This is a genomic window from Micromonospora andamanensis (assembly GCF_016863495.1).
In the GTDB taxonomy this organism is placed as follows: domain Bacteria; phylum Actinomycetota; class Actinomycetes; order Mycobacteriales; family Micromonosporaceae; genus Micromonospora; species Micromonospora andamanensis.
The window spans coordinates 187,769-209,301 of record NZ_BOOZ01000015.1; the positions used below are offsets into that span (position 1 = coordinate 187,769).

Sequence of the window (21,533 nt, forward strand, 5' to 3'; positions counted from 1 at the left end):
GGTCAGCCCAGGATTCCCTCGTGGAGCGCGCGGAGCACCGCGTTCGTGCGGTCCCGGGCGCCGAGTTTGGTGAGGATCGTGGAGACGTGGTTCTTGACGGTCCCCTCGGCGAGGAAGAGGAGTTCGGCGATCTCCCGGTTGCTGTAGCCCCGCGCCACGAGCCGCAGCACCTCCTGCTCGCGTTCGGTGAGACTCTGCACCGGCGGCGCCTCAGGCCCGACCGGCGACGGCCCGGAGCGGATCGCCCGCAGCATCCGATCGGTGATCGACGGAGCGATGAGCGTGCCCCCGTCGGCGAGCGTCCGGATCGCCCGGGTGAGCTGGTCCAGCGTGACGTCCTTCAGCAGGTAGCCCCGGGCACCCGCGCGCAGCGCGGCGAGCACGAGTTCGTCGTCGTCGAACGTGGTCAGCACCAGCACCGGGATGTCGACGTTGTCCGCCCGTAACCGCTCCAGCGTCCAGATGCCGTCGAACCGGGGCATCCGCAGGTCGAGCAGGATCACATCGGGGGTGGTACGCGCGATGACCGGAAGCGCGGCGCGGCCGTCGTCGGCCTCTCCGACCACGTCGATCCCGGCGACCTCCAGCAACCCCCGGATGCCCTGCCGGATGAGGGTCTGGTCGTCGACCACCACCACCCGGGTCATCGGGCCGGCACCCGCGCGGTCACCCGGAACCCGTCGTCGCCGTCGACGGCCAGGTCGCCGCCCAGGGCCGCGAACCGCTCACCGAGGCCACGCAGCCCGTTGCCGAGTGTCGGGTCCGGTGCGCCCCGTCCGTCGTCGCGGGCCACCAGGACCGTCTCCCGTTCATCGCCGGTCACCGAAATCCGCAGGGAACTCGCGTCGGCGTGCCGGATGGTGTTGGTGACGATCTCCTGCGTCGCCCGGACGAACGCCGCGCTGTCGTCCTCATCGATCCGCACCCCCGGGGCCACGTCGATCGTCACGTCGAGACCGGGCAGATCCTGAGTCACCCGGCGCAACGCCTGCTCAAGATCAGGACTCGCGGCCCGCAGCTGCCCGACCGTGGCCCGCACGTCGCCGAGGAGATCGCGGGCGACCCGGTCGGCCCGCTCAAGATGGGTACGGGCGGCCGGTCCCTCCAGGTGACGGGCGGTCTCCAGCTCCAGGGTCAGCACCGTCAGCTGGTGCCCGATCAGGTCATGCAGTTCGCGGGAGATACGCAACCGTTCCGCGGTGGCGGCCGACTCCGAGAGCAGGACGCTTGCGGCCTGCAACTCGACATGCGCCTCAGCCAGTTCGCGGCGCATCCGCTGCTCCCGCAGCAGGGTGACCGAGCTGAGCAGCGTAGCCACCTGGATGAGCAGGTAGAAACCCAGGAGCATGGCCCGGTCGGGCATGGCACGCATCGCCGACGCGGCAGCGAAGGTGATCACCAGTGTGTTGCCGACCACGACCAGCAACCCGACAGGTATCGGCACCACGTACACGCTCACGGCCGCGGTGAGGACCAGCAGCACCGGCAACAGCCCCAGGCTGGCGGCCGACAGCAGCAGGATCCAGGCGGCGGCGACGGTCGTGGCGAAGGCCGCGTACCGCACCCGACGGGACACGCGGGTGGCGACGGAGACGAGCAGGGCCACCAGGTAGCCGACGAAGAGCGCGATCCACAAACCGCGCGCGACAGTCGTCTCGACCGCGCCGAAAAGTCCGGGACCAGCGACGGCGACCGCCACCACGAGCATCGCGAGGCCGGACCATTCGTCTGTGCCGACCCGTCGCATGATCCCCACTCTAGGTCGGGCCCGGTGCAGTCACCTGTGCCGAAAGTAATGCCCGCGGATGGTGACTTTCGGGACACGACACGGGCCCGAACCGTTCGTAGCGTCAAGGCATGACCAGCACCGAACCGGCGATCCTCGCCGAAAACCTCGCCAAGAGCTACCGCAGCACCCGGGCGGTCGTCGACGTGAGTCTGCGGGTCGAGGTCGGCGAGGCGGTAGGTGTGGTGGGCGCCAACGGCGCGGGCAAGACGACGACTGTCGAGATGATCGCCGGGCTACGCGTACCCGATCGGGGGTGGGTACGCGTGCTCGGCCTCGACCCGCGCCGCGACCGGGCACGACTGCGGCAGGTCCTCGGCGTGCAGTTGCAGCAGGCGTACCTGCATCACGCGCTACGGGTCACCGAACTTGTCGATCTCTACCGAAGCTTCTATCCCGATCCCCGCCCGACCGACGAACTGCTCGACATGGTCGAGCTGACCGAACAGCGCCGGACCAGCTTCGACAAGCTCTCCGGCGGCCAGCAGCAGCGGCTCTCCATCGCCCTCGCCATCGCCGGTCGGCCCCGGATGGTGATCCTCGACGAACTGACCACCGGCCTCGACCCGAAGGCCCGCCGCCGGATGTGGCACACGGTCGAGCACCTCAGATCCGAGGGGGTGAGCGTGCTGCTCGTCAGCCACACCATGGAGGAGGTCGAGCGGCTCTGCGACCGCGTCGCGGTGCTCGACGCCGGACGGGTCATCGCGCTCGACACCCCGGCGGGCCTGGTGGCGCGCGCCGGCACCGCCACCCTCGACGACGCGTTCGTCGCGCTCACCGGCAGGCAACTGGAGGAAGAACCCGCATGAACACGCTCGTCGAGGCCCGTCGCCCGGGGCTGCGCTCCCTGGTCACCCTCATCGGGTGCGAGGCGAAGATGGTCGTCCGGGACACCGCCGGGCTGGTGGTCCCGCTCTGCCTGCCGTTGCTGATCATGTTGACCAGCGCCTCCGCCGCGAGCGGGACGGTCGTCGCCAACGGACGTACCGCGCTGGACCTCTACGTGCTGCCGCTCGTGTTCACGATGGTCATCTCGATCATCGGGATCATCAACATGCCGAGTTTCCTCGCCTACTACAGGCGTTCCGGGATCCTCCGTCGGCTCGGGGTCACCCCCGCGTCACCGGCCATGGTCCTCGCCGCCCAGGCCGTCGTCAGTGTGCTCCAGTCGCTCGTCGGCATCACGGCCGCGCTGATCGTCGCGTTCCTGGCCTTCGGCGCCAGCCCGCCCGCCGATCTCGGCGTCGCCATCGGCGTGGTCGGGTTGGCGATGGCAGCGATGTACAGCACCGGCATGATCGTCGCGGCGGTCGCGCCCACCCCCAACTCCGCAGTCGCCATCGGTCTTGTCGCCTTCTTCGTCCTCGGCGCCCTCGGTGGCATGTTCGGCGGCCGCGACGCCCTGCCCGAGCCGCTCGCCGAGCTCGGCGGTTGGCTACCGTTCGGCGCGGCCGTCGAGGCGCTGTCGTCCGCCTGGGCCGGCGCGACGGTGTCGGCGGCGCACCTGGTCGGCCTCGGCGCGACGATCGTCGTCGGAGCCGTGGTCGCGGGCCTGCTGTTCCGCTGGGAATGACCGGCCCCGGCGCGGCCCTACCCGGCCCGTCCCCACCTGGTCAGGACGGCTCGGCGGTGAGCAGGTAGTCGTCCGCCTCGGTGCTCCATCGCAGGCCCACCGCCCCTTCCGTGGCGGCGGCCTTGCAGAACTGGAGGAAGCCGCGGTAGCCCAGCTTCTTCTCGCTGAAGTCCGGGCGTACCCGCCGGAGCTGGTTTTTCAGACCGGACAGGGCCACCTCGCCGGTCTCGCCGCCGAGATCGCGTACCACCGAACCGAGCAGCGCGAACGCCGACTCCCGGTCGCCGTGTTCCGGCAGGGAGACCTCCGGGTCGCCCTTGGCCGGGCCTTCCGCAAGCTCGATCACCCGCAGGTCGGCGAGGTGGCGCAGCAGTTCGCCGAAGGTGCGGAACCCGTGGTCGGACTCGCTGAAGGTGGGATCCTTGCGCAGCAGGGTCCGCTTCAACCGCGACGCGGTCACCTCCCCGCCGGAGCTGCCCTGCAGACCCGCGACGGTCTGTGCGACGAGGACGGCGAGCGCGTCGGCGTCGCGGGCCGGCTCCTCGGTCGGCGACACCTCGATCTCCACCGGCTCGACGGGCTGCGGCTCCGGTTCGGGCAGCCGGGCCGGTCGGGTCCGCCGCCCTCGCGTCGGCAGGATGTCGACGCCCACCAACCGGTCGTAGAAGAGGAACTCGTCACAGGCCGGCGGCAGCAGGGCCGAGGTGGACTTCTCCACCCCCACACCGATCACCTGCTTGTTGAGTTCGCGGAGCTTGTGCACCAGCGGCGTGAAGTCGCTGTCGCCGGTACACAGGACGAATGTGGAGATGTAGCCGCGTTCGAAGGCCAACTCGACCGCGTCGACGGCCATCTTGATGTCGGCGGCGTTCTTCCGGGTGGCACCCATCCGCTGCGGAATCTCGATCAGCTCGACGTGCGAGCGGGTCAGCATCCGCCGGTCCTCGTCGAAGTACGACCAGTCGGCGTACGCCCGTCGCACCACCACCCGCCCGCGCTCGGCGAGCGCGTCGGCGATCGGCCGGAAGTCGAACGTCGTCCCGCCGTGGTGGTCGCGCACCCCCAGCGCCAGGTTCTCGTAGTCCAGAAACAGGGCGATCCGGTCTTCATGCTCCACCTGGGCAGGGTACGTCGGTGTGGGCACCGCCGGGCCGGGTGCCGGTGGCACCGCGCCGACGCTTGTCGTCACGGACAGCGGCTACCATCGCCCGATGGATCTTCGCGGCACGATCAGCCCGGACCGTCCGCTGCTCGTCCTGGCCATTGCCGAAGAGGCCGCGTACCTCGACGTGGAGCTGCCGGTGCTGCTCACCGGGATGGGGAAGGTCAACGCGGCGGCCGCCGTCGCGGCGACGCTGGCCCGCTTCCCGGCGCCGTCGGTACTCGTCAACCTCGGCACCGCGGGTGCCCTGCACCCGGGCTGGACCGGCACCCACGAGGTCGGCGCCGTCCTCCAGCACGACCTGGACACCGACTTCATCCGTCGGCTCACCGGCCAGACCGTCGGCGCGCCGCTGGCCCTCGGAGACGGCCCGACCCTGGCCACTGGGGACCAGTTCATCGCCGACGACGACGCCCGCGCGGCCCTGGGCCGCCGCGCCCACCTGGTGGACATGGAGGGGTACGCGGTCGCGTCGACGGCGCACGCGTTCGGCGTACCGGTCCGGGTGGTGAAGCAGGTAAGCGACGAGGCCGGAGCCGGCGCGGACCGCACCTGGAAGGAATCGGTGGACGGTTGCGCCCGACTGCTCGCCGACTGGGTGCGGGACAACCTCCCGGCTGCCCCGCACCACTGACGGTGTCAGGCGCCGCCGGCCAGGTCGCGCCGACGGAAAACGGCCACGGCAGCCTGAGCGAGGGCACCGGCGAGGACGGTCAGCACCCCGACCGCGACCACGCTGACCTCCTCCAGCGGATACTCCCCCACGTGTTCGAAGGGCGACAGCCGCAACACACCCTCGGGGAGCTCCAGGATCGGGGCGAAGTAGCCGGCGATCAGCCCGTAACCGAGCAGCACCCAGATCACCGGCAGCGTCCTCGGTGCCGCCGCGTAGAGCAGGGCGGCGGCGGAAAGGACCAGCCAGACCGCCGGGGTGTGCGCGAGGTGGCCGACCAGCAGGTCACCGAGCAGACCCGGGTCGCCGGTGCTCGCCGCCGCGCCGATCCCCATGCCCACACCGGCGACCAGCAGCAGCCACGGTACGCCGAGCGCCACGACGGCGATGTGGCTGCCGAGCCAGCCGGTCCGGCTGACCGAGGTGGCCAGCACCGGCTCGGCCCGTCCCTCGGTCTCCTCGGCGCGCAGCGACTGCACCGCGATTACCGCGTAGACGCCGACGACGAGCGCCATGGTCAGGCCCATCATGCCGAGATAACCGGCGAGCAGGTCACCCGAACCACCGCCCATGACCTCCACCAGGTCCTCGGGTGCGTTCTCGAAGCCGTCGAGCAGCGGCTGGGTGAACGAGCCGTAGGCCACCCCCGCCACCAGCAGCGCCGCGCTCCAGCCGATCAGGCTCGCCCGGTGCAGCCGGAAGGCAAACGCGAACGGCCCGGCCAGCCAGCTCGCCGCCCGTGGCGAGCCCGGACGGGGCGGCACCAGGCCGGCACCGAAGTCGCGACGCGCCGACAGGAGGTAGCCGGTGGCGGCGGTCGCCGCCGCGAACGCCAGCGATACGGCCAGCGGCCACCAGCGGTCGTGGACGTACGCGGCGGTCTGCTGGGACCAGCCGATCGGCGACAGCCAGGACAGCCAGGACGGACCGTTGCCCTGCACCGCCGCCATGTCACCGAGGCCACGCAGCACGAAGGCCGCACCGAGCGCCGCACCGGCCATGCCGGAGGCGGCCCGTGGGTACTCCGACAGCTGGACGGTGACCGCGGCGATGCCGGCGAAGGTCAGGGCCACCGCGCCGACGGACGCGCCGAACACCATCGACCCGCCGGCGTCGAAGCCGCGACTGGTCATCATCGCGCCGATCAGCAGCGCGACAAGCGCCGCCATGACGGTGGTGAGGGTCAGTGCGGCGGTCAGTTGGGCGTGCCGACCGACCACGTTGGCGCGGACCAGCTCGGCCCGACCGGTCCGCTCCTCGGTCCGGGTGTGCCGGACCACTGTGAGCAGGCCCATCAGGCCGGCGCCGAGCAGAATGTAGAGGCCGTACTGGCCGGCGAGGAAGCGTTCGATCGTCAGGTCGTCGAAGCCGAAGCCCGGTCCGCCGAACAGGGCTCCGGCGGGGCTGCTGGTGAAGACGGTGAGCCCCGCCAGGTCCTCCGGAGTCTGCGCGATGGTGTCCAGGGCGGCGGCGAAGTACGTCATCAGCAACGGCAGGCCGAGCGTCCAGGCAGGCAGCCGGATCCGGTCGCGGCGCAGCATGAACCGCAGCAGATTGCCGGTCCCGTTTACTGCGGTACCCGTGCCGGTGCCGGCCGGTGCGGCGCGGTCGAGCGTCGTCGTGGCCATCACGCCACCTCCGCCGTGCCGTTGCGGACGAGCCGGTCACCGTAGTGGCGCAGCAGGAGCTGCTCCAGCGTGGGCGGCCGGACGGTCAGCCCCTGCACACCGAGGTCACCGAGTTCGCGTACCACGACGGCGAGCTGGTCGCCGTCGACCTCGAAGCGGACCTGGTCGCCGTCGGTGCGCAGCCCGTGCACTCCGGCCAGGTTGGCGAGGCCGTCGGCCGGCCGGTCGGTGACGGCCTCGACCGAGGTACGCGTCAGGTGGCGCAGCTCGGTGAGTGAACCGGTCTCGACGATCCTGCCCTGCCGGATGATCGAGATCTGGTCGGCGAGCACCTCGACCTGGGCGAGGATGTGGCTGGACAGCAGCACGGTACGCCCGGCGTCCTTGACCTCGCGGATGCACTCCTGGAACACCGCCTCCATCAACGGGTCCAGCCCGGCGGTGGGCTCGTCGAGCAGGAGCAGTTCGACGTCGCTGGCCAGGGCCGCGATGAGCGCCACCTTCTGCCGGTTGCCCTTGGAGTAGGTACGGCCCTTCTTGCTCGGGTCCAGGTCGAAGCGCTGGCACAGCTCGTCGCGGCGGACCGGATCGGTGCCACCGCGCAGCCGGGCGAACAGGTCGATCGCCTCGCCGCCGGTGAGGTTGGGCCACAGCTCCACGTCGCCGGGCACGTAGGCGAGCCGCCGGTGCAGGGCGACCGCGTCGGCCCAGGGGTCACCGCCGAGCAGCCGAACCTGGCCGGCGTCGGCGCGCAGCAGCCCGAGCAGGATCCGGATGGTGGTGGACTTGCCGGCGCCGTTGGGGCCGAGGAAGCCGTGCACGGTGCCGGCGTCGACCCGCAGGTCGAGTCCGTCGAGTGCCCGGACCCGGCCGAAGGACTTGTGGAGGTGCTGGATGTCGATGGCAGCAGTCATGGTGGTGACCTCGTTCGAGGTAGCCCCGGGCGATGCCGGGATGAGATGTGGTCGATCACACGGATCCGGGCAGCGCCTCGCGGAGATCCGGTGTGGTGCGCGATGGTTCGCGGATGAGTGGGCCACGCCGTGGCGTGGTGGCGGTCAGCTCGCCGTACCGTCGGAGTCGGCGGCGTTGTCCGGGGTCGACGGCGGATCCGGCACGTACATCAGGTATTCGTCGAGCATCGACCGGTCGACGAGCAGCCCTTCGGTGAACAGCTCCAGCGCCGGCAGGGCGAGTTCCTCCATGTAGCGGCGGAACAGGACGGGGAACTTCTCCGGCTCCGCGTCGGCGCCGTGCAGGGTGAACCAGAGCAGCATGCTGCCGGTCGCCTGGTAGGCCAGGTAACGGGTGCGGGCTGCCCGGTCACGGCTGGGCCGCACCACCCCGGCCGCCTCCCCCGCCGACAGGTACGCCTCGGCGTCGCCGATCATGTGCTCGATCAGCTGGGCCGCCAGTTGCCCGCCGGCCTGCATGCTGCGCAGCAGGTACTGCACCATCGGCGCGAACTGCTCGACCTGGGCCATCTGCGCCAGCAGCATCGTCCCGGTGCCGTCGGTGAGCGCCTTCTCCTTCTCCCGGCGCATGAACTCCAGCACCTGCTCGTCGCAGGCGCGGCGCAGCCCGTCCTTCGAGCCGAAGTGGTGAACGATCAGACCGGCGGTGACCCCGGCGTCGGCGGCGATGGTACGCAACCCGGCCCGGAAGCCGTCGCGGGCGAATCGCGCGATGGCGGCGTCCCGGATGCGGCTCGCGGTGGCCGTCTCGCCATCGCGCTCCCCCGAACCACCGCCCAAGGACGTCACGACACCAGATTAAACACTTGTTCAATCACCCGGCAAGCCCTCCCTCGCCGCAATCCTGCGAGACGCCGGAGAATGACCTGATGACCTCGCTCACCATCCGCGAACGCCAGCCGGCCGACCTGCCCGGATGCGTCGACCTGCTGGCCGAGGTGCACCGCGTCGACGGCTATCCGCTGAACTGGCCGGACGATCCGACCCGCTGGTTGTGCCCACCGGAGCTGTGGCGGGCGTGGGTTACCGAGACCCGTGACGGTGGCCTGGCGGGGCACCTCGCCGTCCACCGCACCCCGCCAGCCGGACACGGCGCTCCCGGCCGTCCCACGGCCGAGGTCGCTCGGCTGTTCGTCGCACCCACCTTCCGCCGCCGTCGGGTCGGTGCCTACCTGCTCCGGCAGGCGCGGCGATGGGCGGCGGAGCAGCACCTCGATCTGGCCCTGGAGGTCGTCGACCAGGTCCGGTCACCAGCCGTCGCGCTGTACGAACGCGAGGGCTGGCGACACGTGGCCACCGAGACCGCCAGGTGGAATGCGCCGGACGGCTCGGAGGTCACCCTGCGCCGTTTCGTGCTGCCCGCCGGAGACGGCCCAGGTCAGGGGCGGCCCGGCCAGTAGCTGAAACTCAGTCGGGCTCGGGGGCGGGGATCTCGCGCAGGCCGCTGCCGTCGAGGCGCAGCCACCTGTTCACGCCGATGTCGCGCAGGAACCGTTCGTCGTGGCTGACCACCACGAACGCGCCCCGGTACGCGTTCAACGCGTTCTCCAGCTGGCCCACGCTCACCAGGTCGAGGTTGTTCGTGGGCTCGTCGAGCAGCAGCAGGTGCGGTGCCGGCTGGGCGTACAGGACGCAGGCCAGGGTGGCGCGCAGCAGCTCTCCGCCGGAGAGGACGCCGACCGGCAACTGGGCGCGGGCCCCCCGGAACAGGAACCGGGCCAGCAGATTCATCCGCTCCGACTGCTGGCGCTGCGGGGCGTACGCGGTGAGGTTGTCCAGCACGGTACGGTCCGCGTCGAGCAGGTCCAACCGCTGCGACAGGTACGCCACCCGGCCGTCGGCCCGCCGCACCTGACCGCCCTGCGGATCCAGGTCGCCGAGCAACAGCCGCAGCAGTGTGGACTTGCCGACGCCGTTGGGGCCGGTCAACGCGATCCGTTCCGGTCCCCGGATGGTCAGGTCGACGCCCTCTCCGGCGAACAGCGTCCGGTTGCCGTACCGCACCTGCATCCGTTGCCCCTCGACCAGGGTCCGGCCGGCCGGGACGTCGGTCTCCGGCAGCTCCAACGCCAGCGTCTGATCCTCCCGCAGCGCCCGGCCGGCCTCGTCGAGCCGCGCCTGGGCGTCGCCGACCCGGCTGGCGTGGGCCTGCTGGGCCCGCCCCGCCGACTCCTGGGCGCTGCGCTTGAGCCCACCGGCGACGATGCGGGCCAGGCCCGCGTTACCGAGGTTGCGGGCAGCGTTACCGGCCCGCCGCTCGGCGCGTTCGCGGGCCTGCTGCATCTCCCGCTTCTCCCGCTTGACCTCCAGCTCGGCGCTGCGGACCTGGCGCTCCGCCAGCTCCCGGGCGGCCCGTGACGCCTCCTCGTACGCGGTGAAGTTCCCGCCGTACAGGCGCAGCTGCCCGCCGTCGAGTTCGGCGATCCGGTCCATCCGGTCCAGCAGCATCCGGTCGTGGCTGACCAGCAGCAGGCACCCGGACCAGCTCTCCAGCACCGCGTACAACCGGTGTCGGGCGTCGATGTCGAGGTTGTTCGTCGGCTCGTCGAGCAGCAGCACGTCCGGACGCCGGAGCAGTTGCGCGGCCAGGCCGAGGGAGACCGCCTGCCCACCGCTGAGGGTGTCCAGGCGACGATCCAACGCCACCTCGCCCAGCCCCAACCTGTCGAGTTCGGCGTGGCTGCGCTCCTCGACGTCCCAGTCGTCACCGACGGCGGCGAAGTTCTCCTCGCTGGCGTCACCGGCCTCAATCGCTCGCAACGCGGTAAGTGCCGGGGCGACCCCCAGCACCTCCGCCACGGTCAGGTCACCGGTCAGCGGAAGGTTCTGTGGCAGGTAGCCGAGCACCCCCTCGACCATCACGCCACCGCCGGTGGGTACGAGGTCACCGGCGATCAGGCGCAGCAGTGTCGACTTGCCGGCGCCGTTCGGCGCGACCAGGCCGGTGCGACCCGGCGGCACGGTGAAGGACAGGTCCCGGAACACCTGGGTGTCGTCGGGCCAGGAAAAGGACAGGTTGGTGCAGACGACGCAGACGTCGGACATCGCAGGAGACCTCGGAGGGAAAGCCGGGAACGCCACAGGCGTCCCGGTCAGCAGACAGGGCCACGACACGACAGGCCACCAGCATGGTGGCGGGGCTGCTCACCCCGAGATGTCGTCGTCCCCCGAAAGCATGTCGCGCTCCTCGCTGCGTACCGCGCGGTTGATCCGCTGGGCCAAGCGTAGCAAGCCCCGATCCCTCCGGCACCGAACCGCACCCACCCGCCGAGCCCCGAATCCCGGCGGGTGGTGCGCGTCTGTCAGGTACGCGGCGCCGATCAGGCGCGGCTCGGGCCGCGCACCCGGAGATAGAGCAGCGCAGCCCCGGTCACCGCCACCGGCCAGAGCAGGTAGACGCCGGTCATGGCCAGGAGGACCAGCACCACGCCGATGGTCGCGGCGGCGGCGTACCAGGCCGCGCTGCGGCGGGGCAGCAGCCGCAGCGCCGCCGCGACACCTATGACGTAGACGGTGATGAAGGAACCGGTGGCGAGCAGCACCAGCGGGCGGGTGCCGAGCCCGGTGACCAGTACCGCCCCCAGCGCCAGGAAGGCAAGGGTGGCGATGACGACGAGACTGCGGCGGGGCACCTCGCCGGCGACGCTGCCCCGGGCGAGCCAGCCGGGCAGGGCCCCGTCGCGGCCGAGCGCCGCGCCGAGCTTCGCCGCGCCGGCGTAGTAGGCGTTCATCGCGCCGAAGGTCAGCAGCAGCGCCGCCCCGGCGACCAACCAGCGGGCGTCCCCGCCGAGCGCGACCGCGAACAACTCGCCAAGCGGTGCCGAGGACCCGGCCGCCGCCGAGCCGAGCACGGCGACTGTCGCGAAGGCCACCGCCAGGTACAGCGCGCCGACCACGACGACCGCTGCCGCGGTGGCCCGGGGAATGTCCCGCTCCGGACGGCGGAACTCGCCGGTCAGGTGGGTGATCGCCTCCCAGCCGACGAAGCTCCACATCAGCAGCGCCGCCGCAGGGCCGACGGCCGTCAGGCCGTGCGGGGCGAAGGGAGCGAAGTTCGCGGCGTCCGCATGCGGCAGCGACAGCAGCACCGCCAGCAGCAGGAACGCGACGAGCACCCCGGCGAGTGCGAGCTGGACCCGCCCGGCGAGTTGGACACCGGAGTGGTTGGTGACGGTCACCGCGACCATCAGCAGCACGGCGGTGACCGCGACGGTGAGCGTGCCGCCGCCGACCGCCGCCTCGACGTAGGCGGCGCCGAACAGCGCCGCCGCGGAGGCGCCCGGTGGTATCGCGAAGAAGAAACACCAGCCCACCACTGCCGCCGCCCGCGGTCCGAAGGCCATTCGGGCGTACGTCGAGACGCCACCCGCGTCCGGGTGGCGGGCGCCGAGCGCGGCGAACGTGGCCGCCAGCGGAGCGGAGACGATCACGAGCAGCAGCCAGGCGAGCAGCGAGGCGGGTCCGGCGGTCTCGGCCGCCAACGCGGGCAGCGCGATCACTCCGGTACCCAGTACGGCGCCGACGTAGAGGGCGGTGCCCTGGGCGGCGGTGAGCCGCCCGCCGGTCACCGGCTTGGCACGGGTCTGAGTCATGTGATCACGGTCGTACCTGCCGGCCGGCCGGGACAGCCGGATTGACGCCGAGCTGCGTTAGATTTCTGCCATGCGTCCGCACGTCGTCGCGGTGGCGGTGACCGACAACCTGCCGATCTTCGAGCTGGCGGTCCCGCAGGAGGTGTTCGGCACCGACCGGCGGGACATCATCGACCCGTGGTACGAGCTGCGTCTCTGCGCGGCCGAGCCGGGTCCGCTCCGGACCACGGGCGGTTCCTGGCTCGACACCCCGTACGGCTTGGACGATCTGGTCGAGGCCGACACCGTGCTGGTGCCCGGTTGTGCCCGGCCGACCCAGATCGATCCCCCGGCGGAGCTGGTCGAGGCGTTGCGCGCCGCGTACGCCCGGGGCAGCCGCATCGTCGGCATCTGCACCGGCGCGTACCTGATCGCCGCGGCCGGTCTGCTCGACGGTCGCCGCGCCACCACGCACTGGATGAACGCGCAGGACTTCGCCGGCCGGTTCCCGCTCGTCGACCTCGACCCCCGGGTGCTGTACGTGGCGGAGGGGAACATCTTCACCTCGGCGGGTACGGCCGCCGCCATCGATCTGTGCCTGCACCTGGTGCGACAGGACCACGGTGCCGCGGTGGCCAACGAGGTGGCCCGGCGGATGGTGGTGGCACCGCAGCGGGGCGCCGACCACACCCAGTATCCGGCACCGCCGGTGCGCGGCGTTTCCCCTGCCGACCTGAGTCCGGTGCTGGAGTGGGCTCGGCACCACCTGGACCGGCCGCTGTCGGTGGCCGACCTGGCTCGCGCGGCCAATCTGAGTCCGCGCACCCTGGCCCGCCGGTTCCGCGACGCCCTCGGCACCACGCCGTTGCAGTGGCTGTTGGAGCAGCGGGTCCGGTTGGCGCAGGAGCTGCTGGAGACCACCGAGGACCCGGTGGAGCGGATCGCCCACCGCACCGGCTTCGGCAGCGGCGCCAACCTGCGCCAGCACTTCGGCCGAGTCAGCGGAATGACGCCGCAGACGTACCGGCACGTCTTCCGGTACCGGGCCGGCACCTCAGCCCGCGCCGTGGTGCCGCAGGGGTCCGCCAGGCAACCACAGCGGTAGCGGAAGCAGCAGGGCCGAGGCCGCCCTGACCCGTGCCACACGGCGTCGCGTCGTTACCGGAAACTTCCGGAAGTTCTGGTCAGAGCGGCGGTCTCGACATAGCATGCACGCGCTTAAATCCGTCCGAAGGTACGCGTCAGACACACCCGCCAGCACCGATTCTACATAGAGGGACACCGATGCATTTCTGGAGCCTCTCCCATCGATCACGACGCCGGTCCCGAACCCTCGCCCTGCTCTGCTCGGCCGCCCTGGTGACGACGATCGCCGTGGCGCCCCCGCCGGCCGCCGCCGCGGAGGTCATCCTCGCCAACGATTTCGAGTCCGGATCGTTCACCCCGTGGGGACCGCGCGGTGACGTCACTCTCGCCATCACCGACGAGGGACACGAGAGCGACAGCAGCCTGTCGGTCACCGGCCGCACGGCGAACTGGCAGGGCCCGGCGACGAGCGCGACGGCGCTGTTCCGACCCGGCACGCAGTACTCGGTCACCGCCTGGGTGAAGCTGCCGGCCGGCACCGAGGGCACCGCCGGCGTGCACTTCACCGTCGAGGCGACCCCGGCCGCCGGTGGCGACAACACCTACACCTGGATCGGTGGGGACGTCCCCACCACCGCCGACAGTTGGGTACAGATCGGCGGTACCTACACGATGCCCGACGGGCTCAGCGCCGCCACGCTCTACGTCGAGGCGGCGGAGAGCACCCCGATCCTCCTGGACGACGTGCTGATCACCGCCCCGGACAGCGGACCGGGCGGGCCCGAGCCCGGCACCGTCGTCATCGACACCGACTTCGAGGACGGGTTGGACGGCTGGGGCCCGCGCGACAGCGGTCCGGGCGCCCCGACCGTCGAGGTCAGCGGGGTCGCGCACAGCGGGTCCGCCGCGGCGCTGGTCACCGACCGGGTCAACCAGGGCGCCGGGCTCGGGCGGGACGTGGCCGGCCTGTTCGAGGCGGGCGTCACCTACGAGTTCAGTGCCTGGCTGCGGTTCGCCGAAGGCCAGCCGACCGACCAGATCTGGCTCAGCCTGGCCAGCACCTCCGGCGGCAGCCAGTCGTTCAGCACCCTCGCCCAGTTCGAGTCCATCACCAACACCGGCTGGACCGAGGTGAGCGCCCGGTTCACCATGCCGGCCTCGGACGAGGCGCTGCTCTACTTCGAGACCCGCTGGCAGGGCGCGGACGTGGCCGGCAACACCAGCGACTTCCTTGTCGACGACATCGTCGTACGGGTGCCCGAGCCGCCGGTCATCGAGGACCTCACCGGCATCCACGAGACCGCCGACTTCCCGGTCGGCGTGGCGATCGACGCCCGGGAGACGGTGGGCGGCGCCGCCGAACTGCTGAACCGGCACTTCAACCAGGTCACGCACGAGAACCACATAAAGCCCGAGGCCTGGTACGACGAGGAGCGCACCTTCCGACCGCACGAGCAGGCGCTCACGGTGATGGACTTCGCCCGCGACAACGACCTGCGGGTCTACGGCCACGTGCTGGTGTGGCACAGCCAGACCCCGGCCTGGTTCTTCCAGGACGCGGACGGCCAGCCGCTGACCACGTCCGCGGCAGACCAGCAGGTGCTGCGCGACCGGCTGCGGACCCACATCTTCAACGTCGCCGAATCACTGTCCGACCGCTACGGTCCGTTCGGCTCCCCCACCAACCCGTTGTACGCCTGGGACGTGGTCAACGAGGTCATCAGCGACAGCGGTGAGTACGCCGACGGCCTGCGCCGCAGCGAGTGGTACCGGATCCTCGGCGAGAGCTTCATCGACCTGTCGTTCGAGTACGCGCACGAGGCGTTCAACGATGTCCACGCCGTAGCCGGCAGCGACCCGGTCACCCTGTTCATCAACGACTACAACACCGAGCAGAGTGGTAAGCAGGCCCGCTACCGGGCGCTGGTGCAGCGACTTGTCGACCGCGACGTGCCGATCGACGGGGTGGGTCACCAGTTCCACGTCTCGCTGGCCACGCCGGTCAGCAGCCTGGAGACCACGTTGGACGCGTTCGCGGAGCTGCCGCTGACCCAGGCCGTCACCGAACTCGACGTCACCACCGGCACGCCGGTGACCCAGGCACGGCTGATCGAGCAGGGCTACTTCTACCGGGACGCCTTCCGGATCTTCCGGGAGCACACCGAGGACCTGTTCGCCGTCACGGTCTGGGGTCTCACCGACGGCCGTTCGTGGCGGTCGGCCAACGCGCCGCTGCTGTTCGACGACAACCTGCGGGCCAAGCCCGCCTACTACGGCGCGGTGGACGGCGACCTGCCGGCGCGCCTGCGTACCGCGAACGTCTTCGCCGGTGACGTGGCGATCACGGCCGCCGCGCCGAAGGACCTGACCTGGCGCAAGCTGCCACTGCACCCGATCGAGGACACGGCGCGGTTCCAACTGCGCTGGGCGCCGGATCATCTGACCGCGTACGTCACCGTCGACGACGCCTCGGTCTCCGGCGAGGACCGGGTCGCCTTCGCCCTGGGTGAGGAGACCTACCAGGTCTCCCGCGACGGCAGCGGCGACGTGCCGGCCGTGGCGGCCGAGCGGGACGGTGGCTACCACCTGGTCGCCCACCTGCCGCTCACCGATGCCGCCGAGGGCCAGACCCGCACCTTCGACGTACGGGTGACCGACAACGGCACCACCTCCGGCTGGAACACTCCGGGTGCCGTCGGCACCCTGAGCCTGGTGGAGGAACTGTCGTATCTGCAGGTCCGCGAGACGGCCAGCGCGCCGGTCATCGACGGTGCCGTGGACGCCGTCTGGTCCCAGGCCGCCTCGGTCACCACCACCAAGCAGGTCTCCGGCACCGACGGTGCGACCGCGAACGTGCGCACCCTGTGGCGGGGCCAGACGCTGTACGTGCTGGCCGAGGTCACCGACCCGGTGGTGGACGTCTCCGGCTCCGACCCGTGGACCCAGGACTCGGTCGAGATCTACGTCGACGCCGGCAACGTCAAGAACGGTCCGTTCCGCTACGACGACACCCAGATCCGGATCAACGCCGACAACGTCGTCTCGTTCGGTACCGGTGACGAGGCGTTCCAGGCCGGGCGGCTGGAGAGCGCGGCCGTGCGGACCGGGACCGGCTACACCGTCGAGGCGGCGATCAGCCTGCTCGAATACGGTGGCCTCGGCACGTTCCACGGCCTGGACTTCCAGGTCAACGACGCCTCCGACGGCGCCCGCACGTCGATCCGCAACTGGGCCGAGCAGAACGGCGAGGGCTACCAGACCACCGCCCGCTGGGGTGTGGGCCGGCTGGTCGCCGGCTCCAACGTGGAGATCACGATGGAGCGGATCGCCCGCTGGAACTCCGACAGCGGCGGTGGCTACTGCGCGACCATCACCGCCACCAACACCGGCGACAAGGCCGTGGAGTGGACCGCCGTGGTCGATCTGGAGGGCGAGGTCTACAACGCCTGGAACTTCAAGCGGGAGCGGCTGGCCGACGGCAGCTACCGCATCCGAGGAGTCGACTGGAACCGGACCCTGGCCGCCGGCGCCAGCACCTTCAGCATCGGGTACTGCGCCAACCTGTGACACCCGGCGGGACCTGGTCGGCTGACCATGCCGACCGGGTCGAGCCGGTGAGTAGGACCGGTGGCGGCCATCGCTCGTTCAGGGCGGTGGCCGCCACCGGCATGTCCGGGTCCGGCCGCCGGAGGTGACCTGACCCCGGCAGCCGGGCGCCTCGCCCGCATCGTGGGATGGGGGCCCGGGCGGGAACTTCGGATGGTCGACAGCCGACCACGTGAATGTGACGTGCCGCGCAGGTCGCCGGCCGCCCTCCGGAAAGGTTGTCCCATGATGGTTCTCAGACGTCGCAGGGTCGCGCAGGTCGGCGCCCTCGGGCTCTTCACCGCCGCAGCGGTGGCGCTCACCGGAGCGCCGGCCGCCGCGCACGTCACAGTCAGTCCGTCGGTCACCACGGCGGGTTCCTACACCGTCCTGACGTTCGGGGTGCCGCACGGCTGCGACACGTCGGCCACCACGAAGGTGTCCATCAAGATCCCGGAGCAGATCATCTCGGTCACGCCGACGGTGAACTCGAACTGGACAGTGCAGAAGGTGATGGCGGAGCTGAACCCGCCGGTCAAGGACAGCCACGGCAACGAGATCACGCAGCGGGTCACCGAGGTGGTATACACCGCGAAGACGCCGCTGCCGGCCGATCTGCGGGACACCTTCGAGCTGTCGTTGAAACTGCCGGACGCCGCCGGCGAGACGCTTGCCTTCCCGGCCGTACAGACCTGCGAGCAGGGTGAGACGCCGTGGGTGGAGATGGCCGCCGCCGGTCAGGACCCCGACGAGTTGGAGTACCCGGCACCGACGTTCGTGCTGACCGCGAAGGCCGACGCCGGCGTCGAGGAGGCGGCCGTACAGCAGGTGTCGCAGACCACCGACGAGCCCGCCGGCGGCACCGGCGTGGTCAGTTGGATCGCCCTGGTGCTCGGTGCGCTGGGCCTGGTGGCGGGCGGGCTGGCGCTGCTGCGTACCCGCAAGGCCGCCTGACGGGCGGGCGACCTTGCGGGTGAGGTCGCGTGGCACGTGGTCGGTGCCGGGTCGGCGAGCGCGGCGGGCGTGGGTCGCCGCGCTCGCCGCGCTGCTCGGCCTGCTGGCCGCTGTCGCGCCAGCGACGCCGGCCGCCGCGCACGCGGTGCTGCTGGGCACCGACCCGGCCGACGGTGCCGTGCTGGCCACCGTCCCGGCCGAGGTGACACTGACGTTCAACGAGCCGGTGACGGTACGCCCCGGCGGCGTCCGACTACTCGATGCGGCAGGCGACGAACTGGCCACCGACAGTCGGTCGGTGGACACCACAGTGGTCCTGGCCATCCCACCGGATCTTGCCGACGGCACCTACATCGTGGCGTTCCGGGTGATCTCGGCGGACAGCCACCCCGTCTCCGGCGGGTTCAGCTTTGCCGTCGGCGCGCCGAGCAGCGCGGCCGTGGTGGTGCCGGAAAGCCGTCCGAGCGGCGCGCTGAACGTCCTGCGCCAGGCGGCCGAGGCGGTGGCCTATCTGGGCCTGCTGGTCAGCGCCGGCCTGCTGGTCTTCCTGCTCGTGCTGCTCCGCGCCGAGGCACCGGTCCTGCGACGTCGGCTGCTGCGGCTCGCCGGCTGGTCGGCGGGTCTGACCGTGCTGGCCCGGCTGGTGCTGGTGCCTGCCGTGCCCGCCTGGCAGGACGGTGGCGAGATGACCGGACTCATCGACGGGGCCCGGTGGCTGACCGGTCTGCGGTCGGAGGAGGCGCTGAGTTCGGTGCTGGTCGTCCTCGGGCTGGGCGTCGCACTGTGGGCCACGGCGACCGCCGGGACACCGCTCCGAGAGCCCGGTGTCGTCGAGACACCGCCGCCGGTGGGCGCAGTAGGCGAGGCGACGACGGATGTGGAGTCCACGGTCGCCAACGGCCGACCGGCTCGACACGCCGTGCTGGCCGCTCTGGCGTTTGCCGGTGTCGCCCTCGCCTGGGGGGCTGTCGCTCTGGTCGGGCACACCCGCACCTTCGGTCCGGCCTGGCTGGTCGTCCCGGCCGACGTCCTGCACGTCACCACCGCCGGGGTGTGGCTGGGCGGGTTGGTGGCACTGCCCTGGGCGCTGGTCCGCTCGGCCGACCTGGGAGCCGACGCGGCCGTTCGCACGGTGTCCGCGTTCTCCCGTACCGCCGCCGTCCTCGTCGGCCTGCTCGGCGCCGCCGGCCTGCTGCTCAGCTGGCTCATCCTGCGGTCCTGGGAAGCGCTCTGGGCCACCTCGTACGGGGTGGCGCTGCTGACGAAGGTCGGGCTGACCGTCGTGGTTCTCGTCGTCGCCGCCCACAACCGCTACCGCCTCGTGCCGCGCGTCGTCGCCGCCGAGCGGGACGAGGGCTCCGCCGTGGCGTGGCGGCTGCTGCGTCGTAGCGTCCGGGCGGAGGCCGCGCTGCTCGTCGGTGTCGTCGTCGCAACCGGGTTCCTGGTCACGCAGAGCCCGGTCGTCGAGGCGGCGCCCCGGCCGGTGGCCGACGCCGGCAGCGGCCCGCTCGTGGTGGAGACACCGCTGGGTCCGGGTCGCGCGGTCGCCCGGTTCACCCCCGGACAGGTAGGAGTGAACTCGATGGAACTTGAACTTGTCGACGCCGCCGGTCAGCCGGTGGTCCCGGTGACGGACCCGAAGCTGACGGTGCTGCTGCCGGCGATGGACATCGGCCCACTGGAGCGGACGGTGGCGCGTACCGGCCCCGGCCGGTACGAGGCCGTCATCGACCTGCCCCTCGCCGGCTCGTGGGTGGTGCAGGCCAGCGTGCGGACCTCCAAGTACGAGAATCCGATCGCCCGCTTCACCGTGGACGTCCGGTGACGCCGCGGCGATGGATCAGGACGGTCGGCGTGGCGACGGCCGGCTTCGTCGGATATCTGCTGCTCGGTGCGGTACCGGCTGCCGCTCACGTCGAGGTCGCGCGGGCACAGCCGAACGGTGACGGTACGACCACGTTGACGTTCAGCTTCGACCACAGTTGCGACGACTCGCCCACGACCGAACTGGTCGTCGCCCTGCCGGACGGGGTGACCGCGTCCGACACCGTGCCACCGGACGGCTGGACCGCCTCGGTCGCCGGTGACCGCGTCACGTTCACCGGAGCCGGCCGGGACACCGCCGAGGTGGGGGTCACCACCCGGATCGTGGCCCGGGCCGGCGACATGCTCCATTTCCCGGTGCTGCAACGATGCGCCGACGGCGGCTCGTACGACTGGATCTACATCACCGCCGACAGCGAGCATCCGGCACCGCGGCTGATCGTCACAAACGCCGTGCTCGCCGCACCGCCGGAGGCAAGCTCCGCGCCACCGGTCGCGGCCGGCGACGCGGACCGTACCCAGGGCGGCGGTGCCACCCTGGGTCAGGCGTCGGCTGTGGTCATCGGCTTCGTCGCCGCCGCGGCCGTCGCCGGGTTCGCCACCGTCCGACGGCAGTGACCAGCCGGAGCGGACCCGATCTGGCCGGTGCGGGACGATCGCCCCGCACCGGTCAGACAGCCTGGGCGATGCAGATGCGGGCGTCGAGCCGGGGGCCGGCCTCGTAGATCATGTACGAGACGCCGCCGTCGGTGCCGAAGGCGGGCGCGGCGACCCGACCGTTGTCCGAGGCGATCGGTGCGTGGAAGACCCCGAGGTGCACCTCCCGGTCGAAGTTGTTGCCGACCTCGGTGAGCCGGATCCGCCCGTCGTTGCCGTGGTAGGCGACATAGCTGGTGCCGTTGCGGTGGAGCAGGTGCGGGCTGGAGATGTCGGTCAGCCCGTCACCGGCGGGCGAGATCAGCGGGTTCGGGGCGAACTGCCACTGGTCCCAGCCGTTCGGCGACCAGCCCCAGAAGATCTTGCGGGTGCCGGGGCCGACTGTGTGCGCGCCCATGAAGAGCATGACGTACCTGTTGTTCTTCCCGGCGACGGCGTGCTCGAAGACCCGGGCGTACGAGGTCTCGGTGGTGTTCGGCACCAGGCGCGTGCTCAGGATCGGCGTCTCGTTGGTGAAGGTGATGCCGTCACGGGACCGGGCCACCCGGGTGGTGAAGTTCTCCCCGTGGAAGTAGAGGAAGAACTCCCTGGTGGGGGCGTTCCACACCACGTGCGGTGAGGAGACGTGGCTGACCGTGGTGGTGGGCAGCACCCGGTCGACTATCGGGTTGCCGGGGTGCTCGGTGTAGGGGCCTTCGAGCCGGTCGGCGTAGGCCAGGCAGATGCCGCCGGGCGCGTCGTGCGGGGCGTAGTAGAGGTAGTACCGCCCCCGGGCCCCGGAGATCTTGTCGTAGACCCCACGCACACAGGGAAAGATCATTTCGCCGGTGGGGTTGTAGGCCAGCGGGCCGGCGAACGCGTCGCGGACGTACCGGTAGCTGGGGAATCCGGCCGGGCCGGCGAGGGCGGGACCGGCGGCGAGAGCACCGCCGAGCGCGGTTCCGGCGGCCGTGGCGGTGCCGAGCAGGGCCGCGCCGCGCAGCAGGCCGCGACGGCTCAGCGCGGCGGGTCCGGGTAGGGATCTGTCGGTCATGCGGATCTCCGATCGTGAGTGGGA

The 21,533-nt window shown here is 71.5% G+C and carries 18 protein-coding genes and 1 pseudogene; 9 read left to right on the top strand and 10 right to left on the bottom strand.

The window, feature by feature from the left end:
- Window positions 1-2: 2 nt before the first annotated feature.
- Entirely contained in the window at window positions 3-647 is a 645-nt protein-coding gene (locus Van01_RS15710) for a response regulator (RefSeq protein WP_204007530.1), read from the bottom strand.
- Window positions 644-1,747, bottom strand: a complete 1,104-nt coding sequence (locus Van01_RS15715; RefSeq protein WP_204007532.1) for a sensor histidine kinase — start codon at window positions 1,745-1,747, stop codon at window positions 644-646. The genes Van01_RS15710 and Van01_RS15715 overlap by 4 nt, the downstream gene beginning before the upstream one ends.
- A 110-nt stretch (window positions 1,748-1,857) precedes the next feature.
- On the opposite strand from Van01_RS15715, the gene Van01_RS15720 reads away from it, so the two are divergent.
- Both Van01_RS15720 and Van01_RS15725 read left to right on the top strand, forming a co-directional pair.
- A complete protein-coding gene (locus Van01_RS15720) occupies window positions 1,858-2,598 on the top strand; it encodes an ABC transporter ATP-binding protein (protein ID WP_204007534.1) in 741 nt (246 codons plus the stop codon).
- A complete protein-coding gene (locus Van01_RS15725) occupies window positions 2,595-3,362 on the top strand; it encodes an ABC transporter permease (protein ID WP_204007536.1) in 768 nt (255 codons plus the stop codon). The genes Van01_RS15720 and Van01_RS15725 overlap by 4 nt, the downstream gene beginning before the upstream one ends.
- A gap of 40 nt (window positions 3,363-3,402) precedes the next feature.
- Here the strand turns inward: Van01_RS15725 and Van01_RS15730 are convergent, their stop codons facing one another.
- Window positions 3,403-4,479, bottom strand: coding sequence for a PIN domain-containing protein (locus Van01_RS15730; protein WP_204007538.1), 1,077 nt, complete (start codon window positions 4,477-4,479; stop codon window positions 3,403-3,405).
- Between the two features lie 94 nt (window positions 4,480-4,573).
- On the opposite strand from Van01_RS15730, the gene Van01_RS15735 reads away from it, so the two are divergent.
- A complete protein-coding gene (locus Van01_RS15735) occupies window positions 4,574-5,158 on the top strand; it encodes a nucleosidase (protein WP_204007540.1) in 585 nt (194 codons plus the stop codon).
- 5 nt (window positions 5,159-5,163) lie between these two features.
- Here the strand turns inward: Van01_RS15735 and Van01_RS15740 are convergent, their stop codons facing one another.
- From Van01_RS15740 to Van01_RS33645, 4 genes and pseudogenes are all read right to left on the bottom strand, one after another.
- Window positions 5,164-6,825 (bottom strand): ABC transporter permease, encoded by a 1,662-nt coding sequence (locus Van01_RS15740; protein WP_204007542.1) that lies wholly within the window; start codon window positions 6,823-6,825, stop codon window positions 5,164-5,166.
- Window positions 6,825-7,739 (bottom strand): ABC transporter ATP-binding protein, encoded by a 915-nt coding sequence (locus tag Van01_RS15745; RefSeq protein ID WP_204007543.1) that lies wholly within the window; start codon window positions 7,737-7,739, stop codon window positions 6,825-6,827. Before Van01_RS15745 ends, Van01_RS15740 begins: the two co-directional genes overlap by 1 nt.
- Before the next feature lie 144 nt (window positions 7,740-7,883).
- A complete protein-coding gene (locus Van01_RS15750) occupies window positions 7,884-8,369 on the bottom strand; it encodes a hypothetical protein (RefSeq protein ID WP_308442398.1) in 486 nt (161 codons plus the stop codon).
- 33 nt (window positions 8,370-8,402) lie between these two features.
- Window positions 8,403-8,588 (bottom strand): annotated as a pseudogene (locus tag Van01_RS33645) (TetR/AcrR family transcriptional regulator); the annotation flags it as partial.
- An 80-nt stretch (window positions 8,589-8,668) separates the two neighbouring features.
- Between Van01_RS33645 and Van01_RS15755 the strand changes: the two are divergent.
- The gene (locus Van01_RS15755; protein ID WP_204007545.1) at window positions 8,669-9,199 is read left to right on the top strand and encodes a GNAT family N-acetyltransferase; all 531 of its coding nucleotides are present in this window, start codon (window positions 8,669-8,671) and stop codon (window positions 9,197-9,199) included.
- A 7-nt stretch (window positions 9,200-9,206) separates the two neighbouring features.
- Here the strand turns inward: Van01_RS15755 and abc-f are convergent, their stop codons facing one another.
- Together abc-f and Van01_RS15765 are read right to left on the bottom strand one after the other, a co-directional pair.
- Window positions 9,207-10,844 (bottom strand): ribosomal protection-like ABC-F family protein, encoded by a 1,638-nt coding sequence (gene abc-f, locus Van01_RS15760; protein WP_204007547.1) that lies wholly within the window; start codon window positions 10,842-10,844, stop codon window positions 9,207-9,209.
- Between the two features lie 275 nt (window positions 10,845-11,119).
- Window positions 11,120-12,391 (bottom strand): APC family permease, encoded by a 1,272-nt coding sequence (locus Van01_RS15765; RefSeq protein WP_204007548.1) that lies wholly within the window; start codon window positions 12,389-12,391, stop codon window positions 11,120-11,122.
- A gap of 70 nt (window positions 12,392-12,461) precedes the next feature.
- On the opposite strand from Van01_RS15765, the gene Van01_RS15770 reads away from it, so the two are divergent.
- The 5 genes from Van01_RS15770 to Van01_RS15790 all read left to right on the top strand — a co-directional run bounded on the left by Van01_RS15770 (window position 12,462) and on the right by Van01_RS15790 (window position 20,437).
- The gene (locus tag Van01_RS15770) at window positions 12,462-13,475 is read left to right on the top strand and encodes a GlxA family transcriptional regulator (RefSeq protein WP_204007550.1); all 1,014 of its coding nucleotides are present in this window, start codon (window positions 12,462-12,464) and stop codon (window positions 13,473-13,475) included.
- 179 nt (window positions 13,476-13,654) lie between these two features.
- Window positions 13,655-17,023 carry an endo-1,4-beta-xylanase gene (locus Van01_RS15775; RefSeq protein WP_204007553.1) on the top strand — a complete coding sequence of 1,123 codons (3,369 nt, stop codon included), beginning with the start codon at window positions 13,655-13,657 and terminating at the stop codon, window positions 17,021-17,023.
- A gap of 264 nt (window positions 17,024-17,287) precedes the next feature.
- Window positions 17,288-17,995 (top strand): YcnI family copper-binding membrane protein, encoded by a 708-nt coding sequence (locus tag Van01_RS15780; protein ID WP_204007555.1) that lies wholly within the window; start codon window positions 17,288-17,290, stop codon window positions 17,993-17,995.
- Window positions 17,996-18,038: 43 nt separating this feature from the next.
- Window positions 18,039-19,820, top strand: a complete 1,782-nt coding sequence (locus Van01_RS15785; RefSeq protein ID WP_204007557.1) for a copper resistance CopC/CopD family protein — start codon at window positions 18,039-18,041, stop codon at window positions 19,818-19,820.
- A complete protein-coding gene (locus Van01_RS15790; protein ID WP_204007560.1) occupies window positions 19,817-20,437 on the top strand; it encodes a DUF1775 domain-containing protein in 621 nt (206 codons plus the stop codon). The genes Van01_RS15785 and Van01_RS15790 overlap by 4 nt, the downstream gene beginning before the upstream one ends.
- 52 nt (window positions 20,438-20,489) lie before the next feature.
- Here Van01_RS15790 and Van01_RS15795 read toward each other — a convergent pair whose 3' ends face one another.
- A complete protein-coding gene (locus tag Van01_RS15795) occupies window positions 20,490-21,509 on the bottom strand; it encodes a glycoside hydrolase family protein (RefSeq protein WP_204007561.1) in 1,020 nt (339 codons plus the stop codon).
- Window positions 21,510-21,533: the final 24 nt, after the last annotated feature.

Bases quoted from the DNA above. Each gene is read 5' to 3' on its own strand.
- Van01_RS15710 (WP_204007530.1), bottom strand. From the start codon at position 647: ATGACCCGGGTGGTGGTGGTCGACGACCAGACCCTCATCCGGCAGGGC.
- Van01_RS15715 (WP_204007532.1), bottom strand. From the start codon at position 1,747: ATGCGACGGGTCGGCACAGACGAATGGTCCGGCCTCGCGATGCTCGTG.
- Van01_RS15720 (WP_204007534.1), top strand. From the start codon at position 1,858: ATGACCAGCACCGAACCGGCGATCCTCGCCGAAAACCTCGCCAAGAGC.
- Van01_RS15725 (WP_204007536.1), top strand. From the start codon at position 2,595: ATGAACACGCTCGTCGAGGCCCGTCGCCCGGGGCTGCGCTCCCTGGTC.
- Van01_RS15735 (WP_204007540.1), top strand. From the start codon at position 4,574: ATGGATCTTCGCGGCACGATCAGCCCGGACCGTCCGCTGCTCGTCCTG.
- Van01_RS15740 (WP_204007542.1), bottom strand. From the start codon at position 6,825: ATGGCCACGACGACGCTCGACCGCGCCGCACCGGCCGGCACCGGCACG.
- Van01_RS15745 (WP_204007543.1), bottom strand. From the start codon at position 7,739: ATGACTGCTGCCATCGACATCCAGCACCTCCACAAGTCCTTCGGCCGG.
- Van01_RS15750 (WP_308442398.1), bottom strand. From the start codon at position 8,369: ATGCGCCGGGAGAAGGAGAAGGCGCTCACCGACGGCACCGGGACGATG.
- Van01_RS15755 (WP_204007545.1), top strand. From the start codon at position 8,669: ATGACCTCGCTCACCATCCGCGAACGCCAGCCGGCCGACCTGCCCGGA.
- abc-f (WP_204007547.1), bottom strand. From the start codon at position 10,844: ATGTCCGACGTCTGCGTCGTCTGCACCAACCTGTCCTTTTCCTGGCCC.
- Van01_RS15765 (WP_204007548.1), bottom strand. From the start codon at position 12,391: ATGACTCAGACCCGTGCCAAGCCGGTGACCGGCGGGCGGCTCACCGCC.
- Van01_RS15770 (WP_204007550.1), top strand. From the start codon at position 12,462: ATGCGTCCGCACGTCGTCGCGGTGGCGGTGACCGACAACCTGCCGATC.
- Van01_RS15775 (WP_204007553.1), top strand. From the start codon at position 13,655: ATGCATTTCTGGAGCCTCTCCCATCGATCACGACGCCGGTCCCGAACC.
- Van01_RS15780 (WP_204007555.1), top strand. From the start codon at position 17,288: ATGATGGTTCTCAGACGTCGCAGGGTCGCGCAGGTCGGCGCCCTCGGG.
- Van01_RS15795 (WP_204007561.1), bottom strand. From the start codon at position 21,509: ATGACCGACAGATCCCTACCCGGACCCGCCGCGCTGAGCCGTCGCGGC.